The sequence below is a fragment of the Microbacterium sp. P5_E9 genome (genome assembly GCF_054049175.1).
Window position 1 is genome coordinate 84372 of the sequence record NZ_JBFUMV010000004.1, and the last position, 15421, is coordinate 99792.

Annotated in this window: 14 protein-coding genes; 4 read left to right on the top strand and 10 right to left on the bottom strand. The window is 69.7% G+C overall.

Translation table 11 applies throughout. The annotated features are described in order from the left end of the window. Nucleotides 1–3: 3 nt before the first annotated feature. From ACXJ3V_RS08360 to ACXJ3V_RS08405, 10 genes are all read right to left on the bottom strand, one after another. A complete protein-coding gene (locus ACXJ3V_RS08360) occupies nucleotides 4–2616 on the bottom strand; it encodes a penicillin acylase family protein (RefSeq protein ID WP_457099826.1) in 2613 nt (870 codons plus the stop codon). A 137-nt stretch (nucleotides 2617–2753) separates the two neighbouring features. Beyond that, the gene (locus ACXJ3V_RS08365) at nucleotides 2754–3665 is read right to left on the bottom strand and encodes a beta-1,6-N-acetylglucosaminyltransferase (RefSeq protein WP_457099827.1); all 912 of its coding nucleotides are present in this window, start codon (nucleotides 3663–3665) and stop codon (nucleotides 2754–2756) included. A gap of 8 nt (nucleotides 3666–3673) precedes the next feature. Beyond that, nucleotides 3674–5116, bottom strand: a complete 1443-nt coding sequence (gene argG / locus ACXJ3V_RS08370) for an argininosuccinate synthase (RefSeq protein WP_457099828.1) — start codon at nucleotides 5114–5116, stop codon at nucleotides 3674–3676. Between the two features lie 10 nt (nucleotides 5117–5126). After that, nucleotides 5127–5858: a Pr6Pr family membrane protein gene (locus ACXJ3V_RS08375; protein ID WP_457099829.1), complete on the bottom strand. Its 732-nt coding sequence runs from the start codon at nucleotides 5856–5858 to the stop codon at nucleotides 5127–5129. A gap of 52 nt (nucleotides 5859–5910) precedes the next feature. Beyond that, the gene (locus tag ACXJ3V_RS08380) at nucleotides 5911–6666 is read right to left on the bottom strand and encodes an ABC transporter ATP-binding protein (protein WP_457099830.1); all 756 of its coding nucleotides are present in this window, start codon (nucleotides 6664–6666) and stop codon (nucleotides 5911–5913) included. Further along, nucleotides 6663–7472 carry an ATP-binding cassette domain-containing protein gene (locus ACXJ3V_RS08385; RefSeq protein ID WP_457099831.1) on the bottom strand — a complete coding sequence of 270 codons (810 nt, stop codon included), beginning with the start codon at nucleotides 7470–7472 and terminating at the stop codon, nucleotides 6663–6665. Before ACXJ3V_RS08385 ends, ACXJ3V_RS08380 begins: the two co-directional genes overlap by 4 nt. Then, nucleotides 7469–8368, bottom strand: coding sequence for an ABC transporter permease (locus ACXJ3V_RS08390; RefSeq protein WP_457099832.1), 900 nt, complete (start codon nucleotides 8366–8368; stop codon nucleotides 7469–7471). The genes ACXJ3V_RS08385 and ACXJ3V_RS08390 overlap by 4 nt, the downstream gene beginning before the upstream one ends. After that, nucleotides 8365–9327, bottom strand: a complete 963-nt coding sequence (locus tag ACXJ3V_RS08395; RefSeq protein ID WP_457099833.1) for an ABC transporter permease — start codon at nucleotides 9325–9327, stop codon at nucleotides 8365–8367. The genes ACXJ3V_RS08390 and ACXJ3V_RS08395 overlap by 4 nt, the downstream gene beginning before the upstream one ends. A 55-nt stretch (nucleotides 9328–9382) precedes the next feature. Continuing rightward, nucleotides 9383–10888: an ABC transporter substrate-binding protein gene (locus ACXJ3V_RS08400; protein WP_457099834.1), complete on the bottom strand. Its 1506-nt coding sequence runs from the start codon at nucleotides 10886–10888 to the stop codon at nucleotides 9383–9385. Nucleotides 10889–10930: 42 nt separating this feature from the next. After that, nucleotides 10931–11641 carry a DUF1684 domain-containing protein gene (locus tag ACXJ3V_RS08405; protein ID WP_457099835.1) on the bottom strand — a complete coding sequence of 237 codons (711 nt, stop codon included), beginning with the start codon at nucleotides 11639–11641 and terminating at the stop codon, nucleotides 10931–10933. Nucleotides 11642–11821: 180 nt separating this feature from the next. Between ACXJ3V_RS08405 and ACXJ3V_RS08410 the strand changes: the two genes are divergently transcribed. From ACXJ3V_RS08410 to ACXJ3V_RS08425, 4 genes are all read left to right on the top strand, one after another. Further along, a complete protein-coding gene (locus ACXJ3V_RS08410) occupies nucleotides 11822–13108 on the top strand; it encodes an adenylosuccinate synthase (RefSeq protein WP_457099836.1) in 1287 nt (428 codons plus the stop codon). 7 nt (nucleotides 13109–13115) lie between these two features. Further along, nucleotides 13116–14336, top strand: a complete 1221-nt coding sequence (locus ACXJ3V_RS08415; protein ID WP_457099837.1) for a lactonase family protein — start codon at nucleotides 13116–13118, stop codon at nucleotides 14334–14336. Nucleotides 14337–14532: 196 nt separating this feature from the next. Further along, the gene (locus tag ACXJ3V_RS08420; protein ID WP_457099838.1) at nucleotides 14533–15006 is read left to right on the top strand and encodes a DUF6325 family protein; all 474 of its coding nucleotides are present in this window, start codon (nucleotides 14533–14535) and stop codon (nucleotides 15004–15006) included. Next, nucleotides 15003–15374, top strand: coding sequence for an SHOCT domain-containing protein (locus ACXJ3V_RS08425; protein ID WP_457099839.1), 372 nt, complete (start codon nucleotides 15003–15005; stop codon nucleotides 15372–15374). The genes ACXJ3V_RS08420 and ACXJ3V_RS08425 overlap by 4 nt, the downstream gene beginning before the upstream one ends. Nucleotides 15375–15421: the final 47 nt, after the last annotated feature.

The window sequence follows — 15421 nt, forward strand, 5'->3', positions numbered from 1 at the left end:
CGGTCAGTCTGGGGGGACCAGGGTCAGGGTGTCGGTCGTGGCCGAGTCGATGGCGCGGCCGGTGAACGGCCACGGCGTGAGCTCGACCCGCTGCCAGGCCTCGGTCTGATCGGTGTAGTGCTCGTGGAAGGCGTGACCGCTCTCGCCGGTGAGCTGATTCCAGAGTGAGGCGTCGAGGTCGGCCAGATCGACGATCATCCGCATCGACGGCACGGTGACGGTCTCGAAGCCGTCCCCCAGCGTCCATCCGGTCGCATCGACGACGGAGCTGCCGCCGCCGACCGGGAACGGCCCGCGGTTGAAGAGCCACTCGATCGGGGCGATTCCGGACTCCCCGAACGTGCCGCTGCGCAGCGGCAGGGCGTGCAGGGCGCCCCAGTTCCACCTGCCCGGGGTATCGCCCTGCAGCGTGCTCAGCCGCTGGAAGGCGCCCTCGGCAGTTCGCTCGAGCATCTCCTGCTGCCCGGTCACGTCGAGGCCCGGGTTGTTCCACCATTCCGAGTCGGGATTTCCGAGCAGCTCGTCGACGACGAGGAACAGCCGGCCCTGTCCGGCGAGGGCGGCAGCGTGCTCACGCCCCCGGACGAAGAGATTCGCGACGAGCTCATCCCACAGCACGTTCGCATAGGCGGCGGCAGCCGAGTCCGGCTCGTTGTGGAGGTCCCACGAGCGCAGCAGATCGAGTGCGGCATCGGTGCCGGCGTCGCCCGTGGTCACGTCCTCGTACACGGCGACGAGTCGCCGACCCATCCAGAACTCGTCGTCGGCCTGGATGTCGCGCATGGCGTCGACGGTGAGAGGTCCCTGCACCGCGGCGCGCTGCAGCAGGTCGGTGATGCGCGCGGCCCGCCAGCCGTAGTCCCAGTCGCGTGTCAGGAAGTGCGGATACTCCGCACCGACGATCGCGTTGTTGGCGGTGACGAGCCACCCCTCCGGGGGGTTGTACGACGTCGGCAGCTCCTCGAACGGGATGAACCCGGTCCAGTCGTACGACGAATCCCAGCCAGGCTGCGGCATCCATCCGTCTCCTGCCCCACGGATCGGCAGCTTTCCGGGGGTCTGGTAGCCGATGTTCCCGTCGACATCCGCGTAGATGAGATTCTGCGCGGGAACGTCGAATCGCGCCGCGGCGGCGCGGAAGCCTTCGAAGTCGGAGGCGATGTCGAGGGCGAAGATGGCGGATGCCGTGGTCCCCGGCTGTAAGGCGGTCCACTGCAGGGCGACCGCATACTCGCCGTCGGGTGGGCTGGCGGGCACGGACACCGTGCCGTCGACATTCGTGTACGGGTCGTCCGCGATCGCGGTGAAGTCGTCGGTCAATCCCGAGACGATCGGACCGTGCACGGTGGAGCGGATCTCCAGCTGCTCCGCCGCACCGCCGGCGACCGAGATCGTCTCGGTGCGCACGTCGAGCGGCACGAGTGCGCCGTCGCGCCAGTACGAGTCGCCGTCGAGCCTCTCGACGTAGAGGTCGGTGACATCGGTGGAGAGGTTCGTGAAGCCCCAGGCCACGCGACCGTTGTGCCCGATGATGACTCCTGGCACCCCGGAGAAGCCGAATCCCGCCGCGTTGAAGGGGCACTCCGGTGTGACGACCGCGCAGCGCAGGCCGATCTGATGCCAGACGCTGGGCAGCGAGGCGCCCAGGTGCGGGTCGTTGGCGAGGAGGGGCTTGCCGCTCTGGGTCATCGAGCCGGACACCACCCAGGAGTTCGAGCCGACCCCTTCGCCGGCTCCGCCGACGAGGGCGCTGACCGCCTCGATGACGTCGTCGACCTCGGTCCACTCGATCGCGGCCGTGGCAGCCGTGCCGGGTGCGGCATCCGTTCCGTCGTCGAAACCTGCCGGGAGCGCTGTCGTGATCGTCGGCACGATGACCGGATTGACGTCGAAGGGATAGCCCGGGTAGAGCTCCGCGAGCTGGTCGGGCGTGAAGTTCGGCGCCATCAGGGCGCGGTCGGTCTCGGACTCGATGTTGTCGCGGAGGTCCCAGGCCATCGCCTTCAGCCATGAGACGGAGTCGGCCGGGGTCCACGGCTCGATCTCGTACTCCGGGTTCTGCGGGCCGAGCACGGCGTACTCGAGCGAGACCTCGGCGCCGTCGTGGCCCTTCAGGTAGGCGTTCACGCCCTCGGCGTAGGCGTCGTAGTAGGCGCGCACCGTCGGATCGAGGGCTTCGACCTCCTGCTCGGCGACGGCTCGCCAGCCCAGGGTCCGCAGGAACCGGTCGGTCGGCAGCTGCGATGCGCCGAACAGCTCGGACAGTCGTCCGCTCGTGACGTGGCGGCGGAAGTCCATCTCCCAGAAGCGATCCTGCGCGTGCACGTACCCCTGCGCGAAGAAGAGGTCATGGGTGCCTCGGGCCGTGATCGTCGGCACGCCAAGGCTGTCGCGCTGCACCGTGACCTGGCTGTCGACCCCGTCGAGGGTGATCGAACCCGCGACCTGCGGGAACGAGCGCTGGATCGTCCACACCCCCACCCCCGCCGCGATGACGGCGATGACCAGGATCCCGGCCACCAGGCCGAACAGCGAGAGCCCCACGATCCGTCCCACGCGCCGGCGCGGGCGCGGCGGTTCAGGCAGGGGAATAGGCGAGGTGTACACGTTCGTCATTGAGTGTGCTTTCGCTGCATGGCCGAGCGGAACCCGGTGTCGTGCACCGTGAACCTCGATCCCGCGCTGTCGGGTCGCGTGGGATCGCTCTCGCATCGTACGTGAGGATGCCGCGATCCGCTCGCCGCCGAGGAGGGCTAGGCCGCGTCGAGCAGCCGGTCGAGTTCGTCGAGCACCGGCTCGTCTGGGCGGAACTTGCGGGCGAACCAGAAGCCGGACGCGAGCATCGCGTCCAGATCGTCCGAGGTGAGCCACTTCGGATGAGGCGTATCGACCCACTGGGCGTAGTGGACCATCCCGGCGAGATTGCGCAGCGACGGGTCGTTGCGCAGCACGGTGTGCGGGTAGGACTCGGTCGGCACCCGGGTGTGCGAGTAGTAGCGCATCAGTCCGGGGTCGGCCCGCAGCAGGACATGGGCGGCGCGCCCCGACAGCGCGAACTGGTCGCAGCCCTTGTACAGGCGGAAATCGTCGCTGAAGGGTGTGCGCAGCCTGCGTCTGTTCAGATCCGGCGGGAGACCGCGCGGCGATCTGCTCATCGAGAAGCCGGGGATGTGCTTCATGACCTGACGGACCCGGTGGCGGTCCGTCCACAGCGGCAGCCGGTACGAGCGCACCAGATACCGCTCCAGGAACAGGGGAAGGTTGGGATCGTCGTCCGGCTCCTCGAGCGCCATGTCGGCGGCGGACGCGGCGAGGTGCCGCTCGTAGTCGCGGAGCGGCCGCAGCGGGTAGTCCTGGCCGGTGAGGATCGTGAGCCAGTCGTCCTGGGCGAGCGCGGCCGCGGCGATGACCTCGAGCAGCGAACGCAGATAGCTCGCGTCACCCCAGGTGATCGGCGCGCTGGTCAGCCGCAGCTCGGCGTCCAGTTCCGCGAGGCGCGCCGCGTCCGGTGGCGGCATCTTCCGATCGTGGCTCACGATCAGCCGGGCGTTCGGGCTGTCGCGGCGAAGACGTGCGACGACCCGTTCGGTCTGGCCAGGATCGACGTAGCTCGTCACCACGTATACGAACACGGGCTCGGCAAAGGACCCGCTCGGCGACGACATCGCGGGCGTCAGTCGCTTCCGAAGTCGAACGCGGCGGACTCGGATGCCTCGTCCACGGCCTCGGCGAGGGCTTCACGTGCCTCGTCATAGGGCTCGGCGTGGTCGGTGATCTCGTCAGCTTCGCCGGCGGTGACCCTGCCCACCAAGGCGCCGGTGGCGCCGCCGATCAGGCCCATTCGGGCGTACTGCTCGAGCCGGCTCCGCGAGTCCGCGATGTCGAGATTGCGCATCGTGAGCTGGCCGATCCGGTCGGTCGGGCCGAAAGCCGCGTCGCCGACGCGCTCCATCGAGAGCTTCTCCGCGGCGTAGGAGAGGGTCGGGCCGCTCGTGTCGAGGATCGAGTAGTCCTCGCCGCGGCGGAGCCGCAGCGTGACCGTGCCGGTGACCGCCGAGCCCACCCACTTCTGGATCGACTCCCGCAGCATGAGGGACTGCGGGTCGAGCCAGCGTCCCTCGTACATGAGGCGGCCGAGGCGCCGGCCCTCGGCGAAGTAGTTGGCGAGCGTGTCCTCGTTGTGGATGCCGCTGAGCAGGCGCTCGTAGGCGATGTGCAGCAGGGCCATGCCGGGCGCTTCGTAGATTCCGCGGCTCTTGGCCTCGATGATGCGATTCTCGATCTGGTCGCTCATGCCGAGACCGTGACGACCGCCGATCGCATTGGCCTCCAGAACGAGAGCAACCGGATCGATGAACTCCTGGCCGTTGATCGCGATCGGGCGGCCGCCGTCGAAGGTCACCGAGACATCCTCGGTCGGGATCTCCACCTCGGGGTCCCAGAAGCGCACGCCCATGATCGGCTCGACGATCTCGAGCGAGACGTCCAGCCGCTCCAGGGTCTTGGCCTCGTGGGTGGCGCCCCAGATGTTCGCGTCGGTCGAGTACGCCTTCTCGACGCTGTCGCGGTAGGGGAAGCCGTGCGCGACGAGCCACTCGCTCATCTCCTTACGGCCGCCCAGCTCGGTCACGAAGTCCGCGTCGAGCCAGGGCTTGTAGACCCGCAGCCGGGGGTTGGCCAGCAGGCCGTAGCGGTAGAACCGCTCGATGTCGTTGCCCTTGTAGGTCGACCCGTCGCCCCAGATGTCGACGCCGTCCTCCTTCATCGCGCGGACGAGGAGGGTGCCGGTCACGGCGCGGCCGAGCGGGGTGGTGTTGAAGTAGGTGCGCCCGCCGGAGCGGATGTGGAAGGCGCCGCAGGCGAGGGCGACGAAGCCCTCTTCGACGAGGGCGGCCTTGCAGTCCACGAGCCGCGAGAGCTCGGCGCCGTACTCGAGCGCGCGCCCTGGGACCGCCTCGACGTCGGGCTCGTCGGGCTGACCCAGATCGCCCGTGTAGGTGCAGGGGATGGCGCCCTTGTCGCGCATCCACGCCACCGCTACCGAGGTGTCGAGGCCGCCGGAGAAGGCGATGCCGACGCGCTCGCCGACGGGCAGGGACTGGAGGACCTTGGACATGCCCTCAAGTCTACTGAGCGGTATCCGCACCCACCCGTCGCGCGGCCCGCCACCGTCCCGCCCAGATGACGAGCAGACCAACGCCGACGATCGCGATCGCGATGCCGACGATGTAGCCCGTGACTCCGAGATAGCCGCCTGCGACGAGATGCGGGTCGAGGAAGGGGTAGGGGTACCAATAGGCGTTCCCGGTCGCCGGCGCGACGATGAACGGCGCGCGGATCAGCGTGTACACCGCCCACGCGATCGGGTAGATGACGACGATCCATACCGCAGCCCACGACACCGCCCGGCGGCGCGGCGCGAAGAGCACGTCGAGCAGCAGGATGACGGGCACGACGACGTGGAGCACCTCGTTCGACCATGGCACGGTCACCCCTTGGTCGAGGGCGACGTTGCGCAGCAGGGTGTTGTAGACGATGCCGGTGACGATCATGTACGTGCTGACGCACACGAGCGCGACCGCGAGACCGCGCGGCTCGACATCCGCGTTCCGTCCTCTGCCCCAGGTCCAGATCGCGGCGATCGCCAGCACGATGGCGGCGGCGAGATTCGACTGGATGGTGAAGAAGCTGAGGAAGTTCGCGACGACGGTCGGGAGGTGGCCGGCATACTCCGTCTCGGCGGCCAGCGCCCGCTGGATGCTGCGGGTCAGCTGGGCGGCGACGGCAGAGAAGACGAGCGCCGTTGTCGCGATCCGCACGAACGGCCAGATGATCTCGATGGTCGATCGCTTCGCCATGTCGCCACCCTAGCGAGGGCCATCGGCCGATCGACGCGGAAGCGTCAGCGCGTCAGCGCGGGAGCCGAGGGACGGCGCCCACGAGCGTGCGGGCGTACTCGGTCTCGGGGGCCGCCAGCAGCCGGCGCGTCGGTCCMGACTCGACGACGCGGCCGGAGCGCAGCACCACGGTGCGCTCGCACACCGCGGCGACCGCACCCAGGTCGTGCGACACCATGACGAGGCTGAGCCCGTGCTCGTGCCGCAGCCGGACGAGGAGGTCGATGACCTGCACGCGCGTCGTGACGTCGAGTGCGCTCACCGGCTCGTCGGCGAGCAGCACCCGCGGGCGGGAGACGATCGCCCGGGCGATCGCGATCCGCTGGCGCTGGCCTCCGGAGAACTCGTGCGGGTAGCGGGTAAGGGTGTCGGCGTCGAGGTTCACCGACGCGAGCGCCTCGGCGACCCGGGCGCGGGCCTCCGATCCCGTCGCGATGCGCAGCGACCGCAGCGGCTCGCCCACGATCCGGTCGATCCGCTGCCGGGGATCCAGCGACGAATACGGGTCCTGGAACACGGGCTGCACCCCGGCTCGGAACCGGCGCATGAGCGCGCGGTCGCGCAGGTTCAACGGCGCATCGTCGAACAGCACGGCACCCTGCTTCGGTGCGGAAAGGCCGAGCAGGAGGCGAAGGATCGTGGACTTGCCCGCGCCGGACTCGCCGACGAGGCCGAGGCTGTCGCCCTCGTCGATCGAGAGCGAGACGTCTTCGAGCACGGTCTGGGCGCCGTACGAGAAGCCTGCCGAGCGCAGTTCGATGATGCTCATTCCGCTCCCCCCTCGCCGGGGTTCGGGGCGTCGAGTGCCGCATCCAGCGCCCGAGCGCTGTCGACCAGCGCGACGGTGTACGGATGCCGCGGCTGAATCACGACCTGCATGACCGGGCCTTCCTCCACGACGACGCCTTCGCGCATGACCACGATCCGCTCCACCATGCGCGAGACGACCGCCAGGTCATGGCTGATGAACAGCAGCGCCATCCCGCGCTCCTCGACGAGTCGTTCCAGCAGTGCGAGCACGCCGTCCTGCACGGTCACGTCCAGCGCCGTCGTCGGCTCGTCCGCGATGAGCAGACGCGGACGAGCGGCCAGGGCGATCGCGATGGCGACCCGCTGGCGCTGCCCGCCGGACAGCTCGTAGGGGAAGGCGCGCGCGATGCGCTCGTCGGGCAGCGCGACCTCGATGAGGGCCGCCGTCACCGCGGCACGCAGGGCGGCGCCGCGCAGGCCGAGGTGGCGCTGCAGCGGCTCGGCGATCTGACGGCCGACCCGCATGAGCGGGTCGAGGGCGGTGAGCGGCTCCTGGAAGACGATCTGGGCGACCGGGCCGCGCAGGCGACGCAGCGCCGCATCGGTGCTGCCGACGACCTCGTGCCCATCCAGCCGGATGGATCCGGATGCCGTGAGAGCGTCGGGCAGCAGGCCGAGCGCCGCGAGCGAGGTCACCGACTTGCCCGAGCCGGACTCGCCGATCACCCCCAGGCGCTCGCCGGGAGCGAGTGAGAACGACACGTCCCGGATGAGCGTCGTCGTGCCGGCGTGGACCGAGAGCCCTGTCACCTCGAGGAGACTCATCGCGCCCTCCGTCTGGTCGGGTCGGCACGCTCGCGCAGGCCGTCGGCGAGGAAGTTCACGCCGAGGACGAGGGCGACGATCGCGACGCCGGGGGCGAGCGCGCCCACCGGGGCGGTGAGCACCGTGCCCTGGGCCTCCTGCAGCATGCGTCCCCATGAGGCATTGGGCGGCGGCGCTCCGAGGCCCAGGTACGACAGGCTCGCTTCGGCGAGAACCGCGACGCCGAACTGGAGCGCCAGGGCCACAGCCAGGGTCGGCGCGATGTTCGGCAGGATGTGCCGGCCGACGATGCCGGGCAGGCGGGTGCCGCTCGTGCGGGCCGCGGTCACGAACTGCTCCTGCAGCACGCGTCTGGCGAGGATCCGGGTGAGGCGGGCGATGACGGCGGCCATGGCGAGGCCGATCGCGAAGATCGCCGAGCCCAGCGACGCGCCCTGCACGGCCACGATGAGCATCGCGAGGAGCAGTACCGGGAACGCGATGACCACGTCGAGCGTCGCGGAGAGGGTGTCGTCGACCCAGGGGCGGGCGAGGGCGGCCGCGAGCCCGACGAGGGTGCCGATCGTGCCGGCGAGCAGGGCCGCGCCGGCACCGACGATGAGGGCGATCCGCGCACCCACCATGAGCTGCGACAGCAGGTCGCGCCCCAGGCGGTCGGTGCCGAGCAGGTGGGTGGCGTTCGGCCCCTCGAGGCGACCGCCGCTGATGTCCGAGAGCGAATACGGCAGCCAGACGAGCGAGACGAGCGCGGTGACGATGATCGCGCCGGTCAGGATCAGCCCGATCACGAGCGTGGCATGGCCGCGGCGCCGGAATGCCGAGACCGGAGCCGCAGCGGCGATCTGCTGTTCCAGAGCCGTTTCATGCACAGAGTCGCGCGGGGCGGGGAGGCTCATCGATTCCCCGAGACGCTCGTGCGCAGGCGCGGGTCGATGATGCGCTGGACGATGTCTGCGGCGAAGCCGACGATCAGCACGAACAGCGTGCTCACGACCAGCACCCCCTGGATGTTCGGGTAGTCGTGCTGCTGGATGCCGGTCAGCAGCATGCTGCCGAGCCCAGGCAGCGTGAAGACGCTCTCGACGACCACGGCGCCCAGCAGCGTGGTCGACAGCTCGATGCCGAGCACGGCGATGACGGGGACCGAGCCGTTGCGCACGCCGTGCCGCAGCAGCGCCTCGGTGAGTCCGGCTCCGCCGGCGCGGGCGGTGCGGAGGTAGTCGCTGCCCAGCACGTCCAGGGTCGCCGAGCGCACGTAGCGGCTGATCGAGGCGCTCATGACGATGGCGATCGTGAGCACCGGCAGCGCGAGCGAGCGGAGGGCATCGCCAGGGTCCTCCCAGTCGTCGCGGGGGAAGCCGCCGGAGGGGAGCCAGCCGAGCTGGAGGGCGAACACCCAGACCACGATCACGCCGACCCAGAACACCGGCACGGCGACGCCGAGCTGCGAGAAGCCGGAGAGCACGATGCCGTACCAGCGGTCGGCCCGAACGGCGGCCGTGATCCCGATGAGCAGCGCGAGCACCAGCGCGACGACGAACGACAGGAGGGCGAGCGGCAGCGTGACGGCCAGGCGGGCGCCGACCTCGGGGCCGACCGGGCGGGTGCTGATGTACGAGTCGCCGAGCTCACCGCTCACCAGCTGCGCCGCCCAGGTCGCGAACTGCTGCAGCAGCGGCTGGTCGGAGCCCACCTGGGCGCGCGCCGCCGCGATCTGGTCGGGGGTGGCGTCGATCGACAGCAGCGCGTTCGCAGGGTCACCAGGCAGCAGGCGGAGGAGCACGAAGATCACGATCATCGCGACCACGAGCGAGATCACGAGGAAGAGGGAGCGGCGCAGCAGGTAAGGAAGCATGTTTCACGAGAAACGGCGGATGCCGGGACCAGGCGTCCCGGCATCCGCCGTCAGGTCAGGACTTGACGATGTCGTAGGCGAAGAACTGCGAGTTCAGGCCGTTCACACCGTAGCCGCTGACGTCGCTCGAGGCGACGACGATCTGCGGGTAGAGGTACAGCCAGACGCTCGCGGCATCCGCTGCGATCTGCTCGTTGACCTTCTTGAGGAGCGCGGTCTGGTCGTCGGTCGTCGTCGCCTGCTCGGCCTCGGCCACCCACTGCTGCACGTCGGCGTTGTCATAGCCCCAGTAGAAGTCGGGGTTGCCGTACCAGACCACGTCGCGGTCGTTGACGTGCTCCTGCAGCGTCGCGGTGTAGTCGAGGTCCTGGAAGACCTTGGTGTACCACTCGTCGGCGCTGATCGTGTTGATCTCGACCGTGATGCCGACCTCGGCGAGCTGCGACTGCAGGAACTCCGCGACCGCGGGGTGCGGGTCGTAGCTCGGGGTGTCGAGCGTGAACGTGAAGCCGTCGGGGTAGCCCGCATCGGCGAGTTCCTGCTTGGCGAGGTCGAGATCGTACGGGTTGACGTTCGTCAGATCGACGTACCACGGGTCGGTGGGCGGCACCATCGAGCCGATGAGGGTGCCGTAGTCGCCCCAGATGGAGGACAGCAGCTTCTCGGTGTCGATCGCGGAGTAGATCGCCTTGCGCACCAGAGTGTTGTCGAACGGGGCGACCCGGTCGTTGAAGACGAGGATCTCCTTGGTCGTGGAGGTTCCGTCGCTGACCGTGAAGTCGTCGTTGCCGTCGAACTGCGCGAGCGAGTCGGGGCTCTGCACTGTCGTGATGATGTCGACCTCACCGGTCAGGAGCGCGTTGTTCTCGGCGGTCGCGTCGGTGAAGTACGTGAAGACGACCTCGGCGTTCTTCGCCGCGTCGCCCCAGTACTCGTCCCATCGGGTGAGGGTCAGGGTGCTGCCCTGCTTCCACTCGTCGAGCACGTACGGCCCGGTGCCGTCCTCGGTCTGGGTCAGGTCGCCCTCCGCCTCGGAGTTGATGATCCAGATGTAGCTGAGGTTGTACAGGAACGAGATCGAGCGCTGCGACAGCGTGAACACGACTGTCGCGTCATCCGGCGTCGCGATGTCGCTGATCACCTTGAACGACGACTTGCGCGCCGACTTGGAGTCCTCGGCCGTGACCGCCTCGACGCTCGCCTTGACGTCGGCCGACGTGAGCTCCTTGCCGGAGTGGAAGGTCACACCGTCGCGCAGGGTGATCGTGTAGGTGAGTCCGTCTTCGCTCACCTCGGCGTTCTCGGCGAGCAGCGGCTCGACCTCGCCGTCGTCGGTGAGCTTGTACAGCCCTTCGTAGACGTTGCCGTTGAATGCCTCGGTGACGCCCTGGCCGCCGCCCTGGGTGTTGCTGAGGTTCTGCGGCTCGTACAGCGAGCCGATCGCGATCGTGGCGTCGTCCGCGGAGGCGGACGCGTCGGTGCCGCCGGTGCTCGACGAGCAGCCTGCCAGCAGCAGGACTGCGGCGACGGCCGCGGACGCGACGGAGAGGGATCTCTTCATGTGGGGTGATGCTCCAGGTTGCTGTGTGGATGCGACGACGGGTTACGCCGCGTAGATGTCGAAGCCGTCGCGGAATACGACGTTCTTCTCCCCGGCGCGGATCGGCAGGGGGAACCGGTTCGCGACGGGAGGCAGGGGGCAGTTGTACTGCGCGGAGAACCCGCACGGCGGGACGAAGGCTCGGTTGAAGTCCAGGACGACGTTGCCGGGTTCGCCCGGGGTGGCATCCGCTCCGCGCTGCACGTAGAGGAAGCGTCCGGCGCCGTAGGTCTCGGACCCGTTCGTCGCGTCGGCGAAGACGAGCAGGAGCTTTCCGCCGTCGTCGAACGCCGCGAGGTTGTAGTCGCGACCGTCCACTGTCACGAGGATGTCGCCGGGCACCACGAGGTCGCGCGTACCGCCGTTGTCGCGGATGTGCTCGAACGGCACGGTGCGGTCCTCGGCCACCGGCACGAAGCGGCCGGACACGACCCAGGCGGGATCGTGATCGTAGGTGTCGATCCGATCGAACGAGCGGATGGCGGGGGACGCGGCATCCCACACCCGCAGGCCGAGCTCAGTGCCGCCGGTGGCGAGGTCGGTGCGCTGGATCGGCGTCACCTCGGCGGTGGCGGGGGCCGCCGCGCGCGCGGTCGCGAGATCGGCGGGGTCGATGGCCCAGCGGGTCTCGACGAGGGCGAGATTGCCCTGCGCGGCGGTGACGGCGCTGCGGCGCTGGGCCTGCCAGTGGGCGTGGTCGTGGGACGTGGACATGATGAGCCAATTCTGAGAACGGGAAGGGGGATGACGTAATCGGCCGTCATTCAAGGCAATGCGGTGTTCCAGCGCTGTATTCCCTCATGCGCGCAGTGCCCGGACGCGCGTCCGCCCGCTCGATAGACTGAGCGGGCCCGTCCGCGTGCGCCCGTTGCGCCGACATCCCCAGGGGGTTTCATGCCAGGCATCGTCATCATCGGAGTGCAATGGGGAGACGAGGGCAAGGGCAAGGCCACCGACCTCCTGGGTGACCGCACCGATTGGGTCGTCAAGTTCAACGGCGGCAACAACGCCGGGCACACAGTGGTGATCGGGGACGAGAAGTACGCCCTGCACCTGCTGCCCTCCGGCATCCTCTCCCCCGGCGTGAACCCCGTCATCGGCAATGGCGTCGTGATCGACCTCGAGGTGCTGTTCGCCGAGCTCGAGGCGCTGCACGCGCGCGGCCTCGACACGTCGCGACTGCGGGTCAGCGCGAACGCGCACATCATCACGCAGTACCACCGCGTGCTCGACCGCGTCGGCGAGCGCTTCCTCGGCAAGCGCCAGATCGGCACGACCGGCCGAGGGATCGGCCCCGCCTACGCGGACAAGATCAACCGGGTCGGCATCCGCATCCAGGACATCTTCGACGAGAACATCCTGCGCCAGAAGGTCGAGGGCGCGCTCGACCAGAAGAACCACCTCCTGGTGAAGGTCTTCAACCGCCGGGCCATCACGTGCGACGAGATCGTCGACGACCTGCTCTCGTATGTCGAGCGTCTCCGTCCGATGGTCGATGACACCGGGCTGCTGCTCAACCGCGCGCTGGACGCCGGCGACGTCGTGGTGTTCGAGGGCGGCCAGGCCACCATGCTCGACGTCGACCACGGCACCTACCCCTTCGTGACGTCGTCGTCCGCAACGGCGGGCGGCGCGGCCACCGGCGCCGGCGTCGGGCCGAATCGCCTCGACCGGATCGTCGGCATCGTGAAGGCCTACACGACCCGGGTGGGCTCGGGCCCGTTCCCGACCGAGCTCTTCGACGAGAGCGGCGAGTGGCTGCGCTCCCGCGGCTTCGAGTTCGGCACGACCACCGGGCGTCCGCGCCGGGTGGGCTGGTACGACGCCCCGATCACGCGCTACGCCACGCGGATCAACGGGATCACCGATCTCGTGATGACCAAGCTCGACATCCTCACCGGGCTCGACGAGATCCCGGTGTGCGTCGCGTACGACGTCGACGGCACCCGGTACGACGAGGTGCCGGTCAGCCAGTCCGATTTCCACCACGCCAAGCCGATCCTGGAGTACTTCCCGGGGTGGAAGGACGACATCACCGGTGCCCGCACGTTCGAAGACCTCCCGCTCGCGGCGCAGGACTACGTGCTGGCGCTCGAGAAGATGAGCGGCACCCGCATCTCGGTCATCGGGGTCGGCGCCGCACGTGACGCCGTCATCGTGCGCCACGACCTCATCGACTGACGAGCGCGTGCGATTCTGGGTAGGCGGCTACACCGCTGAGTCGGGCGGCGCCGCCACCGGCATCGGCGTGCTGCTGGCCGGAGCGGCGGACGACGCGCTGGCGGGCGGACAGCTGGCGGTGGCGACGGATGCCGCGACCACAGCCGGCTCCCCGTCCTGGCTGACCCTGCACCCGACGCTGGACGTGCTCTACGCCGCGCTCGAGGCAGGGCAGGCAGTGCAGGCCTTCCGGCGCAGCGGCGAGGCATCCTTCGTCCCGCTCGGCGCGCCGATCCCCACCGGCGAGGCGAACTGCCATGTGGCGGTGGCGCCGGACGGCGGATCGCTCGTCGCCGGCTGCTGGGGCGACGGCCGCGTCGTGCATATGACACTGGATGCCGCGGGCCGGCCCTCCGCGCCGGTCATCGCCGAGTCCGCCGTCGATCCCTATGGCCCCGCTTCCGATCCCTACGGGCTGGGCGCCGATCCGTTCGGGCTCGCTGTCACCCTCTCCCCCGCCGTCGACGTCGACCTCGTCGCGGCGACCCGCGCCCTGCGCGCGGCTGCCGGCGAGGAGTACGCGCACCTCATTCCCGACCACGACGCGGCGCCCGAGGTCGAGCCCGGCGCGGATGCCGGGGACGAGGCATCCCGACCCTCTCGCGCCCACCAGTCGGTCTTCCTCCCCGGCGGGCTCGTCGCCACCACCGACATGGGGCTCGACCTCGTGCGCTTCTGGCGATCGGGCCGAGGCGGACTGCGGGCGCTCCAGCAGGTCGTCCTGCCCCAGGGGTCGGGCCCCCGGCACATGGTGTGGCACCCGAGCGGCCATCTGTACGTCGTGACGGAGCTGTCCCACGAGATCTTCGCGCTCGCCGCGGACCAGGCCGGATCGTGGCGGATCGTGGGCGGCACGACCCTCGGCGGCGGGATCCTCCCGGACGACACCGCGGCCGAGCTTGCGGCGTCCGCCGACGGCTTCTTCCTCTATGCCGGGGTGCGCGGCAGCGACACGATCGCCACGGTCCAGGTGCGCGGCGAGGGCGAATCGCTCGCGCCGGTCGCCCTCGTCGAGGCGGGCGTGCACTGGCCACGTCACCACGTCATCGCACGCGACACGCTCCTGGTGGCGGGCCAGCTGTCGAACGACGTGGTTTCGCTCGGCCTGGACACCCGCACCGGGGTGCCGGGCCGGGTGCGCCATCGCGTCGACGTGCCCTCTCCGACGTGCCTCGTCCGCGCGCGCTGAGACGTCGTCGGGTCGCATCGGCGTTTCGTCGCCCGATTCGGGTGAGCGCGCGGCAGTGCGGGGTCCTCCAGGGCTACCCCGTGCCTGCGGTCCGGACTAGCGTCGAGCGTGACCCTGGGAGTCCGTGGCGCCGCCCCTGATGAGGTGGTTCGCCGGACTCCGCGAGCGTCTGATCCGCATCAAAGAAGGGAAGACAATGGTCGATTTCCGTTACGGTCCAGTCGAGCTGTTCCTGCTCGGTCTGGAGGGCGAGCGCCCCGACCCAGCCGTCATCGCAGAGCTCGTCGCACTCTCGGAGAGCGGCGTGCTGCGCGTACTCGACTTCGTGGTCGTCTCCAGGTCGGAGGACGGTGAAGTCACCGTCACCGAGATCGAGGACGACTCCGACCGCTACGGCCTCGGTGCTCTCGACCTCGTCCTGACCGGACTCACCGGCCAGGAGGACATCGCCGAGCTCGCCGAGCTCGTCCCGGCGGGCGGCTCTGCGGCACTCGTCGCGCTGGAACTCCTCTACGCGCGCCGGCTCGCAGGCGCACTGGCCGCCACCGGCGGTCTCGTGCTGTCGGCGCAGCGCATCCCCGCCCCCATCGTCAACGCCATCGTTGACGCCATCGAAGATGAGGTCGACGAAGAGATCGACGCCATCGAGAACGAAGGAGAAGAGTCATGAGACGCAGAATCGGACGCCCGGGGCTTGTCGGGCTCGCCGCTCGCACCGCCGTCGTCGCGGGCACGGCCAACGCCGTGAACGGCCACATGAACAACAAGCAGCAGCAGAGATCTCAGGACGAGTGGGAGCAGCAGCAGTATCAGGCTGCTCAGCAGCAGGCGGCCATGAACGCCGCCGCGCAGGAGGCCGTCGCGCAGCAGCTCGCCGCCGCACCTGCTCCTGCCGCTGTCGCCGCCGCCGCGCCGGCTCCGGCTCCGGCCGCTGAGGTCGACATCGTCGCATCGCTGACGAAGCTCGCTGCGCTGCGGGATGCCGGTGCTCTCAGCGACGCCGAGTTCGACGCCGCAAAGGCCCGGCTCCTGGCCTGACCGATCGCAGTCGGCGCTCCGTCCGGTTCACCCGATACGGGTGAGCC

What these genes read in the sequence shown, in the direction of transcription:
- ACXJ3V_RS08425 (WP_457099839.1), top strand. Translation starts at nt 15,003, where the DNA reads ATGAGACGCAGAATCGGACGCCCGGGGCTTGTCGGGCTCGCCGCTCGC.
- ACXJ3V_RS08385 (WP_457099831.1), bottom strand. Translation starts at nt 7,472, where the DNA reads ATGAGTCTCCTCGAGGTGACAGGGCTCTCGGTCCACGCCGGCACGACG.
- ACXJ3V_RS08405 (WP_457099835.1), bottom strand. Translation starts at nt 11,641, where the DNA reads ATGTCCACGTCCCACGACCACGCCCACTGGCAGGCCCAGCGCCGCAGC.
- ACXJ3V_RS08410 (WP_457099836.1), top strand. Translation starts at nt 11,822, where the DNA reads ATGCCAGGCATCGTCATCATCGGAGTGCAATGGGGAGACGAGGGCAAG.
- ACXJ3V_RS08420 (WP_457099838.1), top strand. Translation starts at nt 14,533, where the DNA reads ATGGTCGATTTCCGTTACGGTCCAGTCGAGCTGTTCCTGCTCGGTCTG.
- ACXJ3V_RS08395 (WP_457099833.1), bottom strand. Translation starts at nt 9,327, where the DNA reads ATGCTTCCTTACCTGCTGCGCCGCTCCCTCTTCCTCGTGATCTCGCTC.
- argG (WP_457099828.1), bottom strand. Translation starts at nt 5,116, where the DNA reads ATGTCCAAGGTCCTCCAGTCCCTGCCCGTCGGCGAGCGCGTCGGCATC.
- ACXJ3V_RS08360 (WP_457099826.1), bottom strand. Translation starts at nt 2,616, where the DNA reads ATGACGAACGTGTACACCTCGCCTATTCCCCTGCCTGAACCGCCGCGC.
- ACXJ3V_RS08400 (WP_457099834.1), bottom strand. Translation starts at nt 10,888, where the DNA reads ATGAAGAGATCCCTCTCCGTCGCGTCCGCGGCCGTCGCCGCAGTCCTG.
- ACXJ3V_RS08365 (WP_457099827.1), bottom strand. Translation starts at nt 3,665, where the DNA reads ATGTCGTCGCCGAGCGGGTCCTTTGCCGAGCCCGTGTTCGTATACGTG.
- ACXJ3V_RS08375 (WP_457099829.1), bottom strand. Translation starts at nt 5,858, where the DNA reads ATGGCGAAGCGATCGACCATCGAGATCATCTGGCCGTTCGTGCGGATC.
- ACXJ3V_RS08390 (WP_457099832.1), bottom strand. Translation starts at nt 8,368, where the DNA reads ATGAGCCTCCCCGCCCCGCGCGACTCTGTGCATGAAACGGCTCTGGAA.